Annotated in this window: 15 protein-coding genes and 1 rRNA gene; 1 reads left to right on the forward strand and 15 read right to left on the reverse strand. The window is 41.8% G+C overall.

Annotated features, from left to right (window positions below; translation table 11 throughout):
• The 3 genes from BN8899_RS01315 to trpS form a co-directional block, all read right to left on the reverse strand.
• Positions 1–72 (reverse strand): 16S ribosomal RNA (locus BN8899_RS01315); the annotation flags it as partial.
• Between the two features lie 734 nt (positions 73–806).
• A complete protein-coding gene (gene ruvA / locus BN8899_RS01325; RefSeq protein WP_026207687.1) occupies positions 807–1388 on the reverse strand; it encodes a Holliday junction branch migration protein RuvA in 582 nt (193 codons plus the stop codon).
• A 69-nt stretch (positions 1389–1457) separates the two neighbouring features.
• The gene (gene trpS, locus BN8899_RS01330; RefSeq protein WP_018338592.1) at positions 1458–2441 is read right to left on the reverse strand and encodes a tryptophan--tRNA ligase; all 984 of its coding nucleotides are present in this window, start codon (positions 2439–2441) and stop codon (positions 1458–1460) included.
• Between the two features lie 296 nt (positions 2442–2737).
• Here trpS and BN8899_RS01335 point away from each other — a divergent pair, with 296 nt between their 5' ends.
• Entirely contained in the window at positions 2738–3091 is a 354-nt protein-coding gene (locus BN8899_RS01335; RefSeq protein WP_065218009.1) for a DUF3276 family protein, read from the forward strand.
• A gap of 34 nt (positions 3092–3125) precedes the next feature.
• Here BN8899_RS01335 and BN8899_RS01340 read toward each other — a convergent pair whose 3' ends face one another.
• The 12 genes from BN8899_RS01340 to BN8899_RS01400 form a co-directional block, all read right to left on the reverse strand.
• A complete protein-coding gene (locus tag BN8899_RS01340; RefSeq protein ID WP_065218010.1) occupies positions 3126–3605 on the reverse strand; it encodes a hypothetical protein in 480 nt (159 codons plus the stop codon).
• 6 nt (positions 3606–3611) lie between these two features.
• A complete protein-coding gene (gene pyrE / locus BN8899_RS01345; RefSeq protein WP_018338589.1) occupies positions 3612–4241 on the reverse strand; it encodes an orotate phosphoribosyltransferase in 630 nt (209 codons plus the stop codon).
• 20 nt (positions 4242–4261) lie between these two features.
• Entirely contained in the window at positions 4262–5278 is a 1017-nt protein-coding gene (locus tag BN8899_RS01350; RefSeq protein ID WP_065218011.1) for an aminoglycoside phosphotransferase family protein, read from the reverse strand.
• A gap of 228 nt (positions 5279–5506) precedes the next feature.
• Entirely contained in the window at positions 5507–6010 is a 504-nt protein-coding gene (locus BN8899_RS01360; RefSeq protein ID WP_065218304.1) for a hypothetical protein, read from the reverse strand.
• Between the two features lie 5 nt (positions 6011–6015).
• Positions 6016–7212 carry an ImmA/IrrE family metallo-endopeptidase gene (locus tag BN8899_RS01365; RefSeq protein ID WP_065218305.1) on the reverse strand — a complete coding sequence of 399 codons (1197 nt, stop codon included), beginning with the start codon at positions 7210–7212 and terminating at the stop codon, positions 6016–6018.
• A gap of 201 nt (positions 7213–7413) precedes the next feature.
• Positions 7414–7962, reverse strand: coding sequence for a hypothetical protein (locus BN8899_RS01370; protein WP_065218013.1), 549 nt, complete (start codon positions 7960–7962; stop codon positions 7414–7416).
• A gap of 129 nt (positions 7963–8091) precedes the next feature.
• The gene (locus BN8899_RS01375; RefSeq protein WP_065218014.1) at positions 8092–8454 is read right to left on the reverse strand and encodes a D-Ala-D-Ala carboxypeptidase family metallohydrolase; all 363 of its coding nucleotides are present in this window, start codon (positions 8452–8454) and stop codon (positions 8092–8094) included.
• A complete protein-coding gene (locus BN8899_RS01380) occupies positions 8441–8893 on the reverse strand; it encodes a hypothetical protein (RefSeq protein ID WP_065218015.1) in 453 nt (150 codons plus the stop codon). The genes BN8899_RS01375 and BN8899_RS01380 overlap by 14 nt, the downstream gene beginning before the upstream one ends.
• 126 nt (positions 8894–9019) lie before the next feature.
• Positions 9020–9316 carry a hypothetical protein gene (locus tag BN8899_RS01385; RefSeq protein ID WP_065218016.1) on the reverse strand — a complete coding sequence of 99 codons (297 nt, stop codon included), beginning with the start codon at positions 9314–9316 and terminating at the stop codon, positions 9020–9022.
• Between the two features lie 17 nt (positions 9317–9333).
• A complete protein-coding gene (locus tag BN8899_RS01390) occupies positions 9334–9681 on the reverse strand; it encodes a hypothetical protein (RefSeq protein ID WP_065218017.1) in 348 nt (115 codons plus the stop codon).
• A 28-nt stretch (positions 9682–9709) separates the two neighbouring features.
• Entirely contained in the window at positions 9710–17635 is a 7926-nt protein-coding gene (locus tag BN8899_RS01395; RefSeq protein WP_065218018.1) for a hypothetical protein, read from the reverse strand.
• Positions 17635–19266 carry a phage tail family protein gene (locus BN8899_RS01400; protein WP_148375219.1) on the reverse strand — a complete coding sequence of 544 codons (1632 nt, stop codon included), beginning with the start codon at positions 19264–19266 and terminating at the stop codon, positions 17635–17637. The genes BN8899_RS01395 and BN8899_RS01400 overlap by 1 nt, the downstream gene beginning before the upstream one ends.
• Positions 19267–19346 lie beyond the last annotated feature (80 nt).

The following is a 19346-nucleotide window of genomic DNA, read 5'->3' on the forward strand; positions in this document are numbered from 1 at the left end:
CTGCCCCTCGACTTGCATGTGTTAAGCCTGTCGCTAGCGTTCATCCTGAGCCAGGATCAAACTCTTCATTGTAATAGTTATTTTCAGAAATTATTCTGGCAGGGTCATGTGTATGAATCACGGCATCGCGCCGTTTATCGATTCTCGCTCGCTACGTTGTTCATTTCAATATCTTAAAGAACTCTTCTTCATCTTTCTTCTCCCCTCTATTCAGCCCCTCGTGCCCTCGTCGTTGAAAGCGGGTGCAAAGGTAAAGCTTATTTTTCAACCTCCAAATTTTTATCAAGTTTTTTTTTGAAACTTTTTTTTTCGAGGTTTCCCGAAACCTATCTGTCCAGTATCTCGTTTTAGCTTCTCTCGTCGCTTGCCCTCTCTCTCGAAAGCGGGTGCAAAGATAAGGCAATTGATTTCCATTTTCCAAATATTTCAAGAACTTTTTTTGATTTTTTTTACAATACCATAGATATCAAAGCGTTGAAAAATCACTAGAGCGGGTTCCAAACGGCCCTACACCACGCGACAAGCGCGATTTTACCGTGCAGGCTACGCTTTTTCCAGGCAATCACGGTAAATAATCATACCGTGTTACCAACGAGTAACCGGTTTCTCTCCTTTCTCTTTCCTTGCAAACTCTTTTCAAAAACTTTCCCGAAGGTCTTTGAAACGACTTTAAAACGAGTTTGAAAGAATTTGTTCCCTAACTACACCGGGACTACTCCCCGTCTTCAACGGGACCTTACCGATAAAACAAATAGGACGAGAAAATCTTCCCGCCCTATTCTATATATAACCAACATCTTAACCTTCTACAAATGCTTGAGTGCCAATTTTATTAACTCTTCCACGGAATCAATCCGATTGCTCGCCAATATCTTATCCAAAGTTTTAACAACTTGAACCCGAGCAAAGCCTAACATCACCAATGCAGCCTGCGCTTCCTCCCTCACCGCTCCCGAAGGCAAATTAATACTCTCGATAGCTACCCCTTCCTTTCCTATCTTATCTTTCAATTCTATAATCACGCGTTGGGCTGTTTTAACTCCGATCCCTTTGACACTCTTTATCGCGTTCACGTTTTCCGTGAGAATTGCCCCGGTTATTTCCTCGACTGTCATGGAACTCAGCATCACGTTTGCCGTATTCGCACCAATACCGGACACGGAGATCAATGCCCGAAACAGAGTCCTCTCTTCTTTCGAAAAGAAACCGTACAATAAATGAGCGTCTTCACGTACAATCTGGTGGATATAAAGCATCACTTCCGTTTGTGTGGCTATCTTGGAATACGTGTTCACCGAGATATGAATGGAATACCCGATTCCCCCGCAATCCACGATGGCACAAGCCGGTGTTGCTTCAACCAAAGTTCCTTTTATATATTCATACATACAATTGAAAATTGAAAATTGAAAATTGAAAATGACCCGGCACTTCAATTTCCAATTTTGTTTATACTATTAACGGAAACCGATAAGTTTACGTACTTCCTTCATGGTTGCGGAAGCACTGGCGCGGGCTTTCTCTGCTCCAGCGGCGGCAACTTTATCTAGATAATCCACGTTGGCAGCGTATTCTAGTATCCGTTCCCGGATAGGAGCACAGAAATTCGTGATATCTTCTGCCAATTGTTTCTTCAAATCCCCGTAACGGATTTCGCAATTATTATATTTCTCGTCGTAATAGTCATATACCTCTTTTGTGGACACAACATCCAACAAGGTGAACAAATTACGGATCACCTCAGGTTTCTCACTATTCGGTTCTGTCGGTCCGCTATCAGTAACAGCCTTCATGACTTTTTTCCGAATCGTGGCTGCATCATCGATGAGATAAATAGCGTTTCCCTCTGATTTTCCCATCTTACCCGAACCGTCCAGTCCCGGAATTTTTACTCCTTCGCCCGTGTACGAGAACGAAGCCGGTTCTGGGAATAACTCGTAACCGTATATCGTATTAAATCTGCGGGCAAATTTCCTTGCCATCTCCATATTCTGCTCCTGATCTTTCCCTACCGGCACTTTGTGCGCTTTGTGTATAATAATATCCGCCGCCATCAATGTGGGGTAAGTTAACAACCCGGCATTCACGTTATCCGGCTGTTTGCGTGCTTTTTCCTTGAAAGTTGTAGTACGTTCCAACTCCCCGAGATAAGCATTCATATTTAAAAAAAGGTATAACTCCAGAATTTCTTTTATATCACTTTGCACGTAAATAGTCGCCTTCTCCGGATCCAACCCACAAGCCAAGTACTCCGCCAATATCTTTCGCACGTTATCCACCACGTTGCCCGGGTGTGGATGTGTCGTCAGCGAGTGCCAATCTGCAATAAAAAAGAAACATTTATACTCGTCCTGCATTTTCAGAAAATTCTTCACTGCTCCAAAATAGTTCCCCAGATGCAAATTACCCGTGGGTCTGATTCCACTTACTACTGTTTCCATTGTTTATTTGATGTTTACAAATTATACAATACAAAGATACGCTTTTATTCTTTCCGTACAATAATTTTCATCTTCATCCCCATGTTGCCGAAGCGATATCATTGCCGTGCAAAGGCATTATACACACTAGCAATCAACACGTTACAAAACGGAAGGGTCATAATTGTTCATTTCAAACGTTTTCAATCAAGTAAGATATTGATAGACAGAGGCAAAAAAAAGTTACAAAAAACGATGTTGTTAGTTTATTTTTTCTACTTTTGAAACGCAAAGTCTAATTAAAATTTTAATTTAACATGGAAGGTTACGAAAAGAATGAAGGTATGGAAATGAATGATCGGGACGAGATCTATTCAAAACCGGTGAGAGCAGGAAAAAGGACTTATTTTTTTGACGTGAAAGCTACCCGTAATAATGACTACTATCTGACGATTACCGAAAGCAAGAAAAAATTTGACAAAGACGGTTCGCAAAATTACGAAAAGCACAAAATCTTTTTATACAAGGAAGACTTTGATAAATTCGCAGAAGGGTTGGATGAAGCCGTCGCCTATATTAAAGCGGCACTGAACGAAGAAACAATGGCTGTTCAGGAAGAAGTTGGAGTGAATGAATTAGATGATATCGATTTCGACGATTTAGCCAAATAAATAAAAAAACTCTTCGGTAACCGAAGAGTTTTTTTTATCTCATATACCCGTAAGGGATTTTTGCTAATCCTTCTGCCAGTTGATTGATACCTTTCTCCAACTTTCCTTTCAAAAGCATTTTGAACATCATGTTCAAGTCTGCCTCCAGGGTAATTCTCAAGCGTGTATCGTAAGGACCATTCTCTAACAACTGGATCCATACTTCAAAGTCAAACGGGACACGTCCGTTCCCTTCCAACTTAATCAATTTCGGTTCCTCTTTCTCCGCAATTTTCACCCCCATCTCCCCGAGCCCTTTCACCGTGAACGAGCAAGTATCCTCCGTCGTCCGCACATCCTCGATTTTATCCGCAATGTCCGGCATCGAGTGTCCCCCGATTTGTCCCCCTTGGACCCCCATCTGGCGAGCCATCTCGATCATCCTCCCGATCTTGGTGAAATCAGAAAGAAAAGCATACACGTCCCCGATCGCACTGTCAATTTTTTGAATTCCGCTAACCACTCGTGTTGACATATACTTTTATTTATACGATTCCGGGCTAACCCGCCATTCTTTTAGCTTAGCCACTTCCTCCGCCTTCACGTAACCTGTTTTTTGGGCAAGATCAATCATGGAGTCATAATTGCTTAACGTATCCAACACGCAGTGAGCGTTCGTGAAATTATCGATAGCTTTCTGAAAACCATACGTGAAGATTGCAACCATTCCCAATACCTCACAACCGGCGTTTCTCAAAGCTTCCACGGCTTGCAAGCTAGATCCCCCGGTGGAGATCAAATCCTCGATAACAACCACCTTTTGTCCGGCTTTATACTCCCCTTCAATCAGGTTTTCCAACCCATGGTTCTTGGCGGCAGAACGCACGTACACGAACGGCAATTCCATTTCCTGAGCTACCAAAGCGCCCTGCGCGATCGCTCCCGTCGCTACACCGGCAATCAATTCAACCTGGGGATATTTCGCCCGAACCAATTCCACAAACTTATCCCGGATATAAGTCCGTACTTCCGGGTAAGACAACGTCTTCCGGTTATCACAATAAATCGGGGATTTCCAACCGGACGCCCAAGTGAATGGATGGTTAGGTTCTAGTTTTATCGCTTTGATTTGTAGCAAATGTGACGCTACTTGTTCAGCAACAGTATTCATATCTGTTCTATTATTTAAAGTTATTCATTTATTTCAGTACGCGAAGGTACAAAGTATTTTTTAAAAGCCATCCGGATAGTCCGTTGAATCTCGGGATAATCCTCTCCCAATTTCCCGCTCTCGAACAAATGAATAATTCCTTGTAATCCCGGGACAATAGAATCGACAAAATGCGCTTTTCCCTCGTGCAACCCCCGGAGCCCGAAAGCACCCATGGCTTGCAACAAACGAATCAGCACGAAAGGATAATACAATCCGCGGAAACCGGCAGCCTCATTCGGGGCATAACGGGCAAGTACATCAATATAATAATCCAAAAGTTCTTCCTTTTGGATATCCGGCATTTTCACGATCGCGTCATAAAGCAGCGATGCCACGTCGTAATGCAAAGCCCCGCGCCGACCTCCCTGGTAATCGATAAAGTACACCTCATCGCGGAGTACCATGATATTCCTCGATTGAAAATCCCGGAACATAAAATAGTTCGTGTCTGCTTTCCGCAACACATTCACCAAGCGATCAAAATCATTCTCCAGTTTGTCTTCATCGACGTCTACTCCCGCCAAACGCAAGAAACAATACTTGAAATAATTTAAATCCCAACGTACACAGCGTTCGTCGAAAACCGGACGAGGCAAACAATCCGAGTAATCCAACCCCTCGTGCCCGATCACCTGGAAACGCGACAACTCTTTCAAAGCTTTCTTGTACAATTCCATCGTGCGAACATTCAATCCATCTCTTTCCACGACATCCAACAGCATCTCCCGTCCCAAATCCTCTTGCAGATAACTCGTCCCATCCTCCGACACCACGTAAATTTCCGGGACGTGAAGCCCCTTGCCCCTGAAATGGTTCGTGAAATCAACAAACAACCTATTTTCTCTCAGATTCTCGTGATACACCCCCACGTAACTTTTCTCCCCATCCTGAATCCGATAATACTTTCTACTGGACCCAGAAAGCGGGAGTGGTTCTATTCGATAATCAGACGCGTTCCGGTAAGACTCGAACAATTTTACTATTTGCTCTTCCATATAACATATATTGAAAACAACAAAACCGCTGCATTTGCAACGGTTTCATTTGATTGGTGCCCAAGACAAGGGTCAACATATTTTTGCATACCACTATTTGTCAATACCTTATACCATATGTTGGTACAAGTGTTGGAACGAATGTGTTCCTTCCATATTTTACTCATGTTCAACATTACCAATATCAAATATATAATTAATACTCCCATTCGCCCCTAATTGAATTATTCATCGTGATTTTTTACCATATCCTTTAGATATATTTAAATCTCGAAGTTTTGTATAAAGTTCAAAAGGAGTCCCTTTAGCTGAAATCCACTCCATTATAATTTTTATCAATTCATTTATATCCGTGATATAGGACATTCTACCATCTGCTCCGCGAATACCTTTATTTTTTCTATGTCCTCTAGTCAAAAATATATTCTTCTCTTCATAAATAATATCTCTAGCTTCCTTATACTTTTCTCCACGAGGCAAATATCGACGCAATAATTTATTTACGACCTTATAATATAACTCATACTTTTCCTCCGGGTTATCAATAGCATCGATATCTATATTTTCAAGTTCCTTTTTTACTAGTAATTCTCCTGAAATATCAAATGTAAATGTTTCCTCTTTAACATCATTGGCTTTCATTAATATTGCACGCCGTTCACGTTCTTGAGCTTTCTCTTTTTCAATTTTAATCTGCTCTTCCGAAACATCTTTCCTATTCATCTTTTCCATAGCCATTAAATATTATATACAAGTTCTTTAATTTCTTTTACACTTTCGAGCAAGCTTTCTTTATCAAAAGGATGCGTGTTTAGAGCTTCCAAAGCAATATCCATCTTGGGTATATATCTTGAAAATTTCGCCCATTCATTTGTTTTATAACAATATATTGCATATATAATTGAAGGATGAATAGTCCATTCTTTTGCTAATCTTTCTATTGTTAATTTTGAATTTATATATCCAATAGCATATTTAAATTTTGGCTCTGGCAAAAGATATTCTAAAGCAAAGTCATCCGCTCTCTCTTCATTCATTAAAAAAATATCCCCCTCCCCACTCAAATGAAACATTCTTTTTTGTATATCTTGAAAATCATACAAAACGTGATGTAGCTCATGCAACAAAACAAACCAAAGTGTAGGATAATTTTTATTAAGATCAGACAATACTATACAAGGCTTATTATTACATGAAAATGTCGCACCTTTTATTTGCAATGTTGAAATTGCTGGTTGAAATATAATTGTAACACCTACCTTGTATAAAGCTTTAACTACTAACAAAAGTCCATCTTCTATATTTCTTGTAAATGGCTTTATCTTTGGCATTAAATCAACTAAAGCATCTCTGTCGTATGGATAAGGATTACTTATAAGTTCAAATTGGGTGTATGCAGAATGTATCCAAAATCTCCTTATTAATTCATTCGAATCTTTTTTTGAACGACTAAATACAGAAAAAATAACATTATCGGAATAGCTATATAGACTTTCTAAAGAGAAAAATGTTTTTATCCTCTCGGACATATTCTTTGTACTCGCCTTAGATTTGAAAAAACCTATTTTGGTTAAAGTAGATACATCAAAATTAGATACTATATAGCCAGCTTCTCTAGCTCTTTGAATTTCACTAATTTGTTCTATAGACATTTCTGGAACATAGATTTTCAACAAATCATTCACGGATACCCCAAGAAAGTGAGCTAGCTTTATAATACTAATAATATCAATATGTTTTACAGTACCATTTAGAATTGGATTAAGAATGTTCTTATCCATCCCTAACAATGTTTGAATTTTATAATCAGAAAGATTTAATTCATTTTTCTTCTGTTTGTATAATTCTTTCAACGAATTAATTGCGGTAAGGTCAATAGATGAATGTGCGGCAGCATCTATCATTTTTCGCAACTCTTTATCAATATCACTCATAGACATTTCAATTAGGAAAACTTTCCACAAAAATAGAAATAAAATACAGCATTTCAACACCATATTAGGAAAATTTTCCCGATATTATCGCAAAATTCTACAAATTCAGATAATACAAATAAACACAAATAACATCGGATATAAAATTAAATATCAATTCTCAAATAGTTTTTTTGTAAAAAATCTAAATAATAGACATGACTAAAATTTATACATCACCCCAAAATTCAGCCCATTAGACGAACATTCTGCCCGAAAACCTAAGTTATAATAAAAAAATCCCCCTCCGGCGGAAAAAGAGTTATTAGAGTAAAAAGATGCAGAAATAAATGGAACGAACACCATTTGCTTTATTATAGTAGCTTCCTCGTGTACTGGAGTAAATGAATAAGAAAGCCGTTGTAATTCGTTATATTGAACTGAAAGATCAACAGACAATTTACCGTTATTATTATCGAATAAAATTCTCTTGTAATCCCGGATCAAATTCCAATCTCCTACCGTAGCCTTGACAGTTTCGTCCCTATCCACCACTGGGACATCCCTGTAAACCGTATCCCTCTTGTACACGTATTTGTAACGTAATTCTCCGGCTAGATAAACCGTATCCGGAACAAATCGTGTAATCGTGTCCCGGATTGTTTTCCCCTCCACGTAACGAATAATTTCTTTCACTTCTGTAGACCAACGCCCGAGAAAGAACCCAAGTGCCAAACAAACGACACAGCATATAATTAGTTTTTTTTTCATTTCAACTTTTCTACTAATTGAGTAAATTTGTAGCCTCATAAACCAAGTTATTTGGTTCAACAAACGCCGATCCTCGCACGGGAGAATCCTACCACATACACACTTCTAAATTTCTCCCGTGCTTTTTAATTAATATAGCCACAAAACTCCTTGATCGTGAAATTCGGAATCATCTGCGTGAACGAAGGTCTTCGCTATCCCGACTCGCTTGAACCCAGCTTTCAACAAAGCATTTACGACCAAGAACCGATTCCTCGACGTGTTACACCTTATATCGACCGCCTGACCAAGAGTATGTGCCCCGGTTCCGCTTCTCCCCTTGCTTCTGTCGTGTCCTGGAGAACGATGAGCAGAAGTAAGAACGAAAGGGATACCCGCTATCTCTCTCGCCGTATCCAACTTACTCATGGTCGCTTGCTTCATGTCCTGCAAGCTACAAGACGGGGAACAACGATTAAATTCTTCTTCTTCAAAATATTTACTTGTTATCATCCGTAACCTCCTTTAGTTTTTCTAATAATTGTTCTGCCGTCTTGGCATCAGCACATTGGATTATCGCCCGGATAGCATCCGGTAATTTCGCCACTTGGCTTTTCTTCGCTTTCTCGTTCTCCCACACGCTACGTCCCTCGATTAGCACGATGGCTGCGGTTACAAGCATAGAAGCGAAGGGTAACGTGTACCAGTCGATGCAACTTCCAATTAAATCGAATATCAATGCCATTACTTGTATCCGCCAATAATCTCCCAACTTAGCGAAGGTACGACGGAGTCCCCCGGAATAAATCTTCTCTCCCCGGGCTTTAGCGCTATCCGTACCTGCCCACAAGTCGATACAAACAGCGAGAACCATTATAGCCCACATCGCCAGTATAATGTACACTTGCGATTGAATAACGTTAAAATCACCTGTTACAAAAAATTCTATCATTACTCGCCTCCTTTTATTCCATTATTTTTCAATATTGCATTATTTATTACTATTTTCGCGTATTGAAAACTCTAATTATGGAGGGAACAAGTACCGTGATGGAAAAAGTTCCCCCCCTTTTTTTTATCACCTTTCCTTGATCGTGTTGTAGAACTCCATAATTGGCTGCTCCAGCAACGCCAAGAAAACGGGCGACACCGGACCTCCGCCGATAGATGGAAACGACCGATTCACGCAATCGTAAGCCCCGTTGAAATTCAAGTAATCAGCACGTTGTGAATTCTCTTCCACGAAATGTCCATCGCAGCTGAAAGTCACGACGCCGGGGGCGTTGTTCTCGTATTCCGCCGATAAATGCACGTTTACCCCTTTTAAAACAACTGGGGTTGTGGTTGTTGCTACTGTTTTGTAATTAATTTCCATTTCCTATAATTTTTAAATTAAACGTTTTCTTTCTCCACGATAAGGTCATCTATCTTGTAGAATAGACTTTTGTTGCGCCCTGTTATACATTTAGATTCCTCGGCAAAGTCTAGGATAACCCGTTTTAAAGTTTCCGCCTCGATACCAATCACTTCGATTTCTTTCTCGAAATCTTTCCCCGGGTTAAAAGTATTTTCGCCTTCCTTATGTATCTCGCCACGTTCTATTTCCTCGTTGGAAAATTCTACTTTTGGAACGAAATTATCCAAAACCTTCCTTTCCCGAAATGAACTCCCGGCAGCCTTAATTGCGCTTAACAAGTTAAGACGCTCTACAATGTTTAGTTTTAATGTTTGTGTTTCCATATAAGTTCAAGATTTTTTATTTTTAGTTTTACCAGCTAAAACGCTCCGGATACCACTTACCATAACCCGACAAATATCGAAATGTTCCACAACATCCCTCTAGTATCCAGTGGTTTCCTTTTGCTGTATCTTTTATATTAAGTCTGTGGCTTGTATTAGTGTTAATAATCGTAATCACTTGACCGTCATTCGCTCCCGAAGTACTTAGATAGCAAGGATTATCGGAACCGTTATTATTATATACATACACGAGCCTTTTCCCTGACGTTGGAATCGTGCCGTTATTCGTGTACGCCCATGCTACAGGTACCGCCTTCTCGTAAGATCCATCACTAAAAACTACACTCGCTCCATTTCTAATGTTTAATACCCCTCTCATTTCTATGTCAAGGGTATAAAATCTCCCAAGACGTCCCCCATCTTCTCTTACAGATCCTTGATGCCAAATGTCACCACCTTGTATGGCTAACATGGTATGTGCCCCATATCCTGTCATGTTTGCAGCGGTTCCTATGTATGCCTCTTTTGCATATATAGAACCTATTGCTTTCTTGAAATGAACACCACTGTCTTTTAGTATAAGCTCTTGATTGTAACTTGGACTCTCTGATATTACGCTTTTGGCTGTTAATTCAGAAACATTAAAGGCAAATGGACCTATTTTGTTTGTGCTTCCCAGCTGGAATACTGGATTCCCATCAACCCCCTTTAATCCCCAATCGCTTGCGCTTCGGTAGAACATCTCCACGTAATGCGAAGCATCCTTGTAAGCCTTAAAAGATTTCTCCGCGTCTGTCGAGGTTATCTTCACCCCCGGACCGACACCAAAATCTTTACCACCAATTATCTTGTAATCCTGAATGGCAAATCCTCCAACGGCGAGCATATTAGACTTTATACTACCAATAAAAGCATCATTGGCAAGTAACTTTTCCGCAAAAACAATATTACCCGCCAGTGTGTTAACGTCTATAACATCCGCATTAATAAGCCCCGCTTTTATTAGCGGACCTTTAGTTAAAGCGTTCGCCTTTAACGCCTCGAAGTTTGTAAACCCAAGTTGTACGGCTAAAGAATCTTTCGTCGTGATCTCCACGTCCGCGTAACCGTCCGCCGTTTGGTCGTACACGGTAGCAAAATCCACGAACCACTCTAATGGATCACCCGATGGCTTCACCGGACCAGAAAGGCAAAGGAAATTAATCGTACTAAAAGTACCAGTTGGACCGCAAGTTTCTTTAAAAATATACCTTTCAAACTTTTCGGTTCCTGTCATTGGCGTTAATGCCTCTTGTTTATATCCATCGCCATGAGCGTTATGAATATTTCTAAGCGTGTATCCGACCGGAATTTTAGCACTAACCTCCACGACAAATACCGCGTTAGCTCTCGAATTGTGCCCGAAATAAAATCCCCCCAAATGACTTGTTGTCGTACCACCGTAAGCCTTTATATATAAACACCATTCAGAATCAGCATAAGGCGATCCGACTAATTCGTTCTTTATATGCAAAGCGGTATCCGAATCAAACGAGTTTGAAGCAGTTTGCCCTGTAGATTTACGAACCCTGTGAATCTCCACTACACCGCCGTTATTTTGCGCATTGTATGTTCTGGTTCCATTCAACCCCAGCTTAAACTCCGGGTCCTTGTATAGCATCTTTCCGTTAATAGATCCCCCGGGTTTCCCTTGGGCTCCCGTCGCACCGGTTGCCCCCTTAAACGCTATCGAGTACGAGAACACCTTGGTAAACACCTTACCATCCACTGTAACTGGGATTTTAACCGTCCCGCTTGCAGTTTTCATGCTCGTTGTTACGGTAAAGGTAATAACGGGTGCCGTGGTGCCGTTGCTTGCCACACTTGCCGTCATACCCGCTGGTAACCCAGTTATCGTGCCGATAGTAGCAACTACTTGCGTCGCCCCCTTGTATGCAGTAACACCACATGTAGTAGAGCCAGCCAATGCCGCTGCCGTGGAACCAGCAAAGGCGTGCGATTCATTGCCAAGCAACACCGTGTAGGCGTCTTTCCCTGCAGCTCCCGTCGCTCCGGTAGCACCATCCGCCAACTTCGCTATCGTAAAACTATCGGACAACTTCTCGTCCCCGTTACAGATACACCGGAATGTCCTAACATTCGTACCGGAAGGGAAAAATGTAGTGTTACCCGGGGCAACCGAGTAAGTCGAACCTGTCGCACCGCTTATGTTCGTCCACGTGCTGCCGTTTAGGTATTGCCACTGGTACGACGTTGGAGTAAAATTTCTCGGGCTTGCCGTTAACAAGATGCTTGCGGGAGTTGGCGTACCAGCATAACCCGGTCCGTATTTAAACACCTGCGAAGGAGCGGAAACATCTACTGTTTTGGCGATAGCGTCCTGAATCGCTTGGTCTACATCCTCGGGTGCGGGACTCCAATCCGTAGCCTTGTTGCCAATTTCTATCTTTATGTGCCGGACATCCCCAACACCCCACAAGTTAATACCACCTATATTTGTATTATTCCCTGAATTTAGCTTTCTAACAATTCGTTTCCACTCGTTAGTGGTATTTTCAAATTTTACTAATCCCATACCCGGAATAGTAGGGGTGCTACTCGTTGCCGTTACCTCGAAACCGAATCCGTTGGTATTCCTTATATCCATGGATATAATAAAATTAGTATTAGCCGGAACAAGTGGTATCGGAATAGAAACTGGAAGTATCGCCCATGCCGATGGTGTGTTACATTTAAATACAATTTCAGGACCAGAACCTTCCTTGCTCGAACTGGTTCTGTATGACACGGGATTAAGTTTAGAAATAGGGAATAAATTTGTCCCTCCGACTTGAATATTACTCACTTCATCCTGAGTAAATTGCTTGGCGGCATCAGTTACCGCTTTTAACAGGTTTATTTTAGCATCATAATACGCCTTAAACTTGGACCTGAATGTTGTCCCAACGATATCGGATGTTACCGTTAAATTTGCAAGCAACGGGGTAATATACGTGTTCAGGGCGTTATAAGCGTTCGTGTATGCCGCTGATGACACGCTGTACGTGGCAGCTTGTGCCACGATTGTGGCTTTCTCGGAAACGATTATATCCCATTCTTTTTTAGTTTCCTGTTTCTCTGATGGCGTTAGCTTGTTGTCATTAGCAATATCAGCAAGCATGGCATTAGCGGCATCAATATCGTCTTGAACGCCTTGTATCGCTTGCTCCATGTCTTCCGGGGCTTGCACCCAGTCCATCGGTGGCTTTATATGCCCCTCGTAAAGACAAGCCCATTTTATCGTTGCCGGGTTAGCTATCGCACCTGAACTAGGGTAGTTATAAAAACCTATTTTTCTCTTGTAACTTTCGTTTATGGTTGGTAGAGTAACGTGCGCGAACACAACCTCGTCATTCATGTTTGCCTTTAACAAGACGATCTTACCATTACCACTATTAGCCCACACTCCTAATTGTTGTCCTCCTGTCGTTGTCCCTCTTAATACTAACGTGTATTTCCCGCCAGTAACGAGGTCTATAGAGGTGTAATAGTTTTTTATGTTATAGACATTGTTTGTGACCTCTTTTCCAGAGTCCAAAAACAAGTTCCTAACCCCTATCTGTATCCCGTCCACCTTGTTCGTGGCGTCCTGTTCCGCCAACTCTTTAATTCGGTCTTGAATTGCCTTATTTGCTTCCTCGACTCTCTTTTTGTATGTTCCAAGAGCCAAGTTGTAATCCCTAAACTTATTGTCAACACTCGCTTTCTCTGCCGTCGTTGCTTTCCCGTCAGCAATAGCCTTATTAATTTCAGAAATCAACGCTGCATGTGCCGTGTTGTACGTTGTTTTGGCATTGAATAAATTATTTGCCGCCGTAGTGCCGGATAACAAATAAGGACTATTATACAACGGCGTGTAAGCATTATCTATATCCGCTTTCTCGGCATTAAGAATGTTTATATTCGACGCTATCGCCTTTGCCTCCGCCTCGTTAATAGCGTTTTGCTCTGCTTCCGTCACTATCCCGTCTGCGTAAGCGTTAGCCTTCGTTTCCGCTAACTCCGCCTCCGCTTTGGCTATCGCTTGTGCCAGCACCTCGTTATCCGATTGCGAGTAGGAGAAATCCGTCGCCTTGTTACCTTTCTCTATTTTTACGTCTTTTACCTCTATCCATGCTGTTTTGCCGACACCAAAATCCAATGTAATGTATATGTAAAATATATTGCTAGGCGTGATTTGTTTTAGCGGTTTGAACGTGTTCTTTACCTCGATAAAATTTTCGGATAACTCTGGCGTGTTGACTTGCGGCATTACTCTATTGCTGCTATTACCATCGGATATACTATAACCGACTTTAGCTTTTTTATTAGATCTAATCTTGAAAGACACCGTGTATTCGGATTCCAGATCCAGTACAATTTTTCGCACGCTCTTGTTGCACACTCTAGGGTAATGCGCGTCCGCTATTCCAACGTATTCCCCGCGGATTATCCCGTTGTTTACACTAACTTTTGCCGTGCTATCCGATGGAAACCATGCGATTGTGCCATCTGCATTAAATTGGTCTATAAGGTTTGTTCCCCCGATTTGCAGACCATCTACCGCCTCTTGTCCTCCTATTAATCCCTGCTCTTTAGCGATCGACTCCTGATCTTCCTGCGAGTATTTCCATGCGGTCGCCTTGTTACCTTCCTCTATTTGTAGGTTAGCGAAATCTATTGTATCTCCACTATTATCTCTTTTTAAGATATACATTAGTTGAGATACATTGTTTCCTGTGTACGTGAATGTTATGCTACGTCGTTCCCAATCGCTTGTAATGCCATTAATGTACACGTTTTGTACATCGCTAAAAGAAAATCGTGCATCGACTCCAGCTACACTCGCTCTAAACAACCCGGAAATTGTATATTCCTTACCATTCTTTAAACCTTCAACTATCTGTTTAAACCCCCAATTGTAACCATATCGAACGAATTTAATCCCGTTCTCTTCCTGCACGGTTGGCAACGCATCCCAAGATTCCTTGTTTATAGTATAATCTGTTCCGTTTAGCAAGTTTGTTCCCCCGATTTGGAGATTATCTATCTTATCCGTGGCATCCTGAACCTTCCCCTCTAACCCCTCTATAACATCACTCATCTCCCCGTTCTTGGTAAACACCCCAATCCGGTTATCCCCGTCCGGGTCTTTCCCCACTCGTATCGCCCATTTCTTGGATAGTGTATAACCATTCACCCCGGCGTACATCGTCATCCCGGCATCCTCCATTATCGAGGAAATAACAAGAATCCAAGAGAGATTCGGGTCTGTCCTGTGCCCGAACTGCGCCAGTTCATCACCTACCTCGGGAATATCAACCCCATCTCGGTCTGTCTTCGACAAGTCGATGTAATCCTCTCCGACGCCCGTAACAAGGTTCCAGTAATATTTCTTTTTGTTGTCCCCGTAATTGTCACACCGCATTTGCGCCCCTATCGTGCAAGTGTTAACCTGTCCCTCGGATGTATCCATGTAGCAACGCCAGTAATCGGGGTATTCCTCGACCTTATTTACCTTCATCCCAGAAGGAGAATGCACGTCCCGTCCCCCACGCCAAAACACTTGTGCCACGGCAAGTGCCATTACTTCCATGTAATTCCGAACAGTTAATTTCCCAGTCGTGAAGTCTTCCGTCCCGACCATGCCCGTGCCAGAACCAAGAACTCCGGGAATAAAATCAGCCGTCTTAAAACCCTCCCGTAAAATTAACTTCCGGAACTCCGCATCTCCCAACGCATCGATTATCCAGCCCTTTATCTTGCTCTCGAATTCAGTGGAGGTTAAACTATTAAAACGTACATCCGAATCCGTCTTAACGGCTTGATTCAAATAGTCAGCAAAATGATTGCCTTCCCACAAATCCGAATCCCCCGCCTTGATCTTCTCGCCAAGGTACAAAATATAACCCTCGACAACCCGTAACTCTTCTTTCGTCCACACGTCCCCGGTCGTTAAGAGAAATTCCAATAGTTTCTGCAAAGTTGCTTTACCGGACTTGGGAACGTTGTTGCGATCGACCTCTATAACGCTATCCGGTTGCAGTTCGGTTGGTGAAAGGTCTTTAATTCGCATCGGTACACCCGATCCGCTCTGGTAAACACGTACCTCGTTTTCTCCACTACTACGGTATTCGCTACTGTTTCCTGTCGTTCTAGCAGATTCTGTCGTTTCCCCGGATAATTCGCTGTAAGGCATAAATTGTTCCAAGGTACAATCCATCTCGTCGGTTAACAAGTTTAACGAGGATTCCTTAACGTGGAATAACAGATTGCTGTATTTATCCCTCGTTAAAAGAAACGTTTGCAAATTCTCTCCTTGAATCGTGCCGGAAAGTTGTTGCCGGGGAAAACCTATCCGGCTACACAAGCACTTTAATATAGTGTACAAGAAAGAATCTGTTTTATTCCCGTTTGTCCATGCTTGAGTAAAACCATTATTACTCCAAAGAATACCACTAAACAATTTCTTGGCATTAGCGACGACAGGCGTATCCCCGAAAGCGATCTCCACGGTATCGTAAGAAGTCGAAGCGTTAGAATTCAAGTTCACGTCAACATCTATCCCTGTCGGCAAATCATTCGTGACTATCACTTTATTTATATAAAGCCTGAAATCCGTTGTCACAACCGGGTTTTCAATTTGAATCGTCAAGTTTCCGGTTTCCGGAAACCCGTTTGACAATATCTTGAATTCCGTGTAACTGTCCACCCGGGTCATGTCTGTTTCATCCATTATATGTTGTCCCTGGTATTGTGATGACACGACAATACTGTCCTCCGTGGTTCTCCAACCCGATTTCGTAAGGTAATAAGTCTTTGTACTCCCGACAAGTTTTATTTTAACATTAAATTCTCCGTTACCCTCCGGGAAACCCATTCCCATCGCGTGAGAGATTATAAACGTTAGCGATTTATCCGTTTTCTCCACGTTCACTACCTGTCGTATATAACTCGGTTCTTCAGCGGTGCCACCATTCGCGGACCGTCCTAGAATCCGAACGAATCCCCCGCCATCGTAATAAGCGTGCCGAACCCGCGTAGGATGCTGTGTCGGGGTGTATTCCCAGTTGCTTAATTCGCTAGAGAAATCGAAGTTAGCAAGGAAAGAAGGTTTTTTCCCGTAATCGTGTGATAGTTTAGTACTTTTATAAGCCGGCAATATCTCTTTTTCCAGGTTCCCGATCGGGTAAAAATTATTCCCGGTTGTTCCTAAAATTCCGACATCTAGCAGCCGCTCGCTCTTCTTTACCCCGGCATTGGTATAAATCAAGCTTTTTTTATCCAAATCCGTGTATTTCGCCACGAGCCACCTGTTTTCGCTTTGCGTGATAAACGAATCCAAACTTGTCATGCAAGATTCAAGTACCTCGTAACAAGTTTTACCCGAGAAAATAGAAGCGTCAAGTTTAGCTTGCACGTGCATCACGTTACTACTGTTCATGCCCGTTTCCAACAGGGAGGACACGAATTCAAAATCAAGGGGAAGAGATGTCTGGTCGCAACAATACTTTATAATATCGAACAAGGTCTTCTCGCCAGTCAACCCGAAATCAATATCTTTCAAAATGCCCAACCCGTCAGAAGCTGTAACGCTAACATCGTAGGGGATCGCTATATACGGTTCTGAATACTTCTCGGGAAGGACGTATCCACACCAGGTCAACGCCTCATTTCTGTATAACTCCACCAAAAATCTCTTGTTATCTACCGTGTACAGAGATGTCAACTCCCCATCCACGTCCGCTTGGATTACCAATTCCAAAGATGTTCCCGAGATTCCCGAATCCGAATCATCACGCCGAAGTACAGGTGCACTACCGAGAGCCTTGCTTTCAGCTTCCCCGGTATAGTCTTTCTCTTTTACAAGGATTTTGTAATCATAATTATACTTCTCGGAATTAAACCGTAATATGTATCTAGTATTGTATGTCATTATGTAGTTAAATTTTTACGTCTGTTTTCCTTGTTTATTGCAGCCACGAGAATGTTCCCCTGCAATTTAAATTCACCGGACACGTTCAAATTAACTTCTCTTGAACTTCTTTCCTCATTCCGATTTGTCCGCACATCTAAAGAATTTGAGTAACTAGAAGAACTACCCGAAGTTCCCCCACCAGATGCAACTTTACTAAGAGAAGCTTTTACAGCAGAACCAAGAGCAACTAAAGCAATACCCGCAGCAATAGCAGCAAAAGGATTTCCAAAACTCAAACTAGACTCTATCGCAATCATCGCTAAACCTAATTGTATAGCAATTTTCCCTACCTGTATTGCCATATCTGCAAATACTCCCGCAATCATTGAAGTAAAACTTTTCAAACTCCCCGTACCCGCAATCAATGCGCCAATACTTTCTCCAAATCCAACCGCAATACTTTGAAAAGAATTTTTTATCGATTCTGAAATATCGATAATCTCTTTATCAAATGCGGTATAATCAGTTACAATATCCTTAAGTTCTCCTGTATCAACGTGGGCTAATTCTATCTTGTAGGTAAGTGGAATAATCTTTTGTTTTCCATCTTTCTTCGCCTGCTGTTGGTTTTTCTCCAAATTCTTCACAATAGCGTAATCAAGAGTCTTAGCCTGCGTGATTAACTCCTTATTTTTGGCAACCATTTCTTTCTTTTGCGACAGAATTTGCGTTTGCGTTTCCACCATCGCTTTGTAAAGATTGTTTTCTTCCTCGTAGTCTTTGTTCATATTTTCCGCAAGGGCATTTTGCTCGACCATTATATTATACTCTTCTTTTGCTAAAGCATTTCTTTTCTGTCCGAGGACATCAAGTACTGCCATAGCCTTTTGGTTGAACAGGTAACGCTGCATTGCCGAATATTTTTCCTTATCCTCTGTTTTTAATCGTAGATCAGCCAATCTATTTTGTAAATCAGCCTCCTCCTTTATAAAAGCGATTCTTTGTTTTTCGAGTATCTGCCGACGTTTTTCGAGCGCTTGAGCTTGTTCCAAAGTAATACCAAGCTTCTCCATATATCCTTTGACTGAATTTGAAATGCTATTTTGTTGGTCTCTATCAAATCCGGTCAACACTTGCGTAAATGCTGTTGCCAACGCCTTTGTATCTTCTATAAACCCTTTTTTATCAAACGTTATGGCAGTATAAACAGATTTTGCAAAATATTTAACCACATCAACCGTTCCCATTAGACGATTCAGGAATTGCGATTTGATAAACTCCCACAAATCCTTTATCGCCTGTTTCGGGTTAGAAAAAGCGTCAAATATCTTTCCCCCCAAAGCTGCCACGGTATCCCCTAAAACCTGCAATACTGTTTTCAAGGATTGAAGGTATTGACGAAGTTTATCTGCTCCAGCTTGCGTCTTCGTGAAATAAGCAATCAACGACCCCAATGCCACAACAATAGCCCCGATTCCTGTCGAAATCAATGCGACTTTTAATAATTTTAAAGATTGGGCAAATCTCCCCGCCCCCTCGGTAGAACCTTTCATTCCTTTTTCCATCAACAACAAACCACCCTTGAAAGTCTTCATGCCCTCGCCAATTTGTCCCATTGAAGTACCAAACAAAGAAGTAAATTCATCCAACACCCCGGAAGCTTTTCCCTCGAAATTGGAAATAGCTTCTTGCGCCTCCTTTGCCCCTTTCTTCACGCCTTTAGTGTCTG

The organism is Butyricimonas sp. Marseille-P2440 (assembly GCF_900091675.1).
In the GTDB taxonomy this organism is placed as follows: Bacteria; Bacteroidota; Bacteroidia; order Bacteroidales; family Marinifilaceae; genus Butyricimonas; species Butyricimonas synergistica.

Coding starts and splice junctions, on each gene's coding strand:
- ruvA (WP_026207687.1), bottom strand. CDS start 1,388: ATGTATGAATATATAAAAGGAACTTTGGTTGAAGCAACACCGGCTTGT.
- trpS (WP_018338592.1), bottom strand. CDS start 2,441: ATGGAAACAGTAGTAAGTGGAATCAGACCCACGGGTAATTTGCATCTG.
- BN8899_RS01335 (WP_065218009.1), top strand. CDS start 2,738: ATGGAAGGTTACGAAAAGAATGAAGGTATGGAAATGAATGATCGGGAC.
- BN8899_RS01340 (WP_065218010.1), bottom strand. CDS start 3,605: ATGTCAACACGAGTGGTTAGCGGAATTCAAAAAATTGACAGTGCGATC.
- pyrE (WP_018338589.1), bottom strand. CDS start 4,241: ATGAATACTGTTGCTGAACAAGTAGCGTCACATTTGCTACAAATCAAA.
- BN8899_RS01350 (WP_065218011.1), bottom strand. CDS start 5,278: ATGGAAGAGCAAATAGTAAAATTGTTCGAGTCTTACCGGAACGCGTCT.
- BN8899_RS01360 (WP_065218304.1), bottom strand. CDS start 6,010: ATGGAAAAGATGAATAGGAAAGATGTTTCGGAAGAGCAGATTAAAATT.
- BN8899_RS01365 (WP_065218305.1), bottom strand. CDS start 7,212: ATGAGTGATATTGATAAAGAGTTGCGAAAAATGATAGATGCTGCCGCA.
- BN8899_RS01370 (WP_065218013.1), bottom strand. CDS start 7,962: ATGAAAAAAAAACTAATTATATGCTGTGTCGTTTGTTTGGCACTTGGG.
- BN8899_RS01375 (WP_065218014.1), bottom strand. CDS start 8,454: ATGATAACAAGTAAATATTTTGAAGAAGAAGAATTTAATCGTTGTTCC.
- BN8899_RS01380 (WP_065218015.1), bottom strand. CDS start 8,893: ATGATAGAATTTTTTGTAACAGGTGATTTTAACGTTATTCAATCGCAA.
- BN8899_RS01385 (WP_065218016.1), bottom strand. CDS start 9,316: ATGGAAATTAATTACAAAACAGTAGCAACAACCACAACCCCAGTTGTT.
- BN8899_RS01390 (WP_065218017.1), bottom strand. CDS start 9,681: ATGGAAACACAAACATTAAAACTAAACATTGTAGAGCGTCTTAACTTG.
- BN8899_RS01395 (WP_065218018.1), bottom strand. CDS start 17,635: ATGACATACAATACTAGATACATATTACGGTTTAATTCCGAGAAGTAT.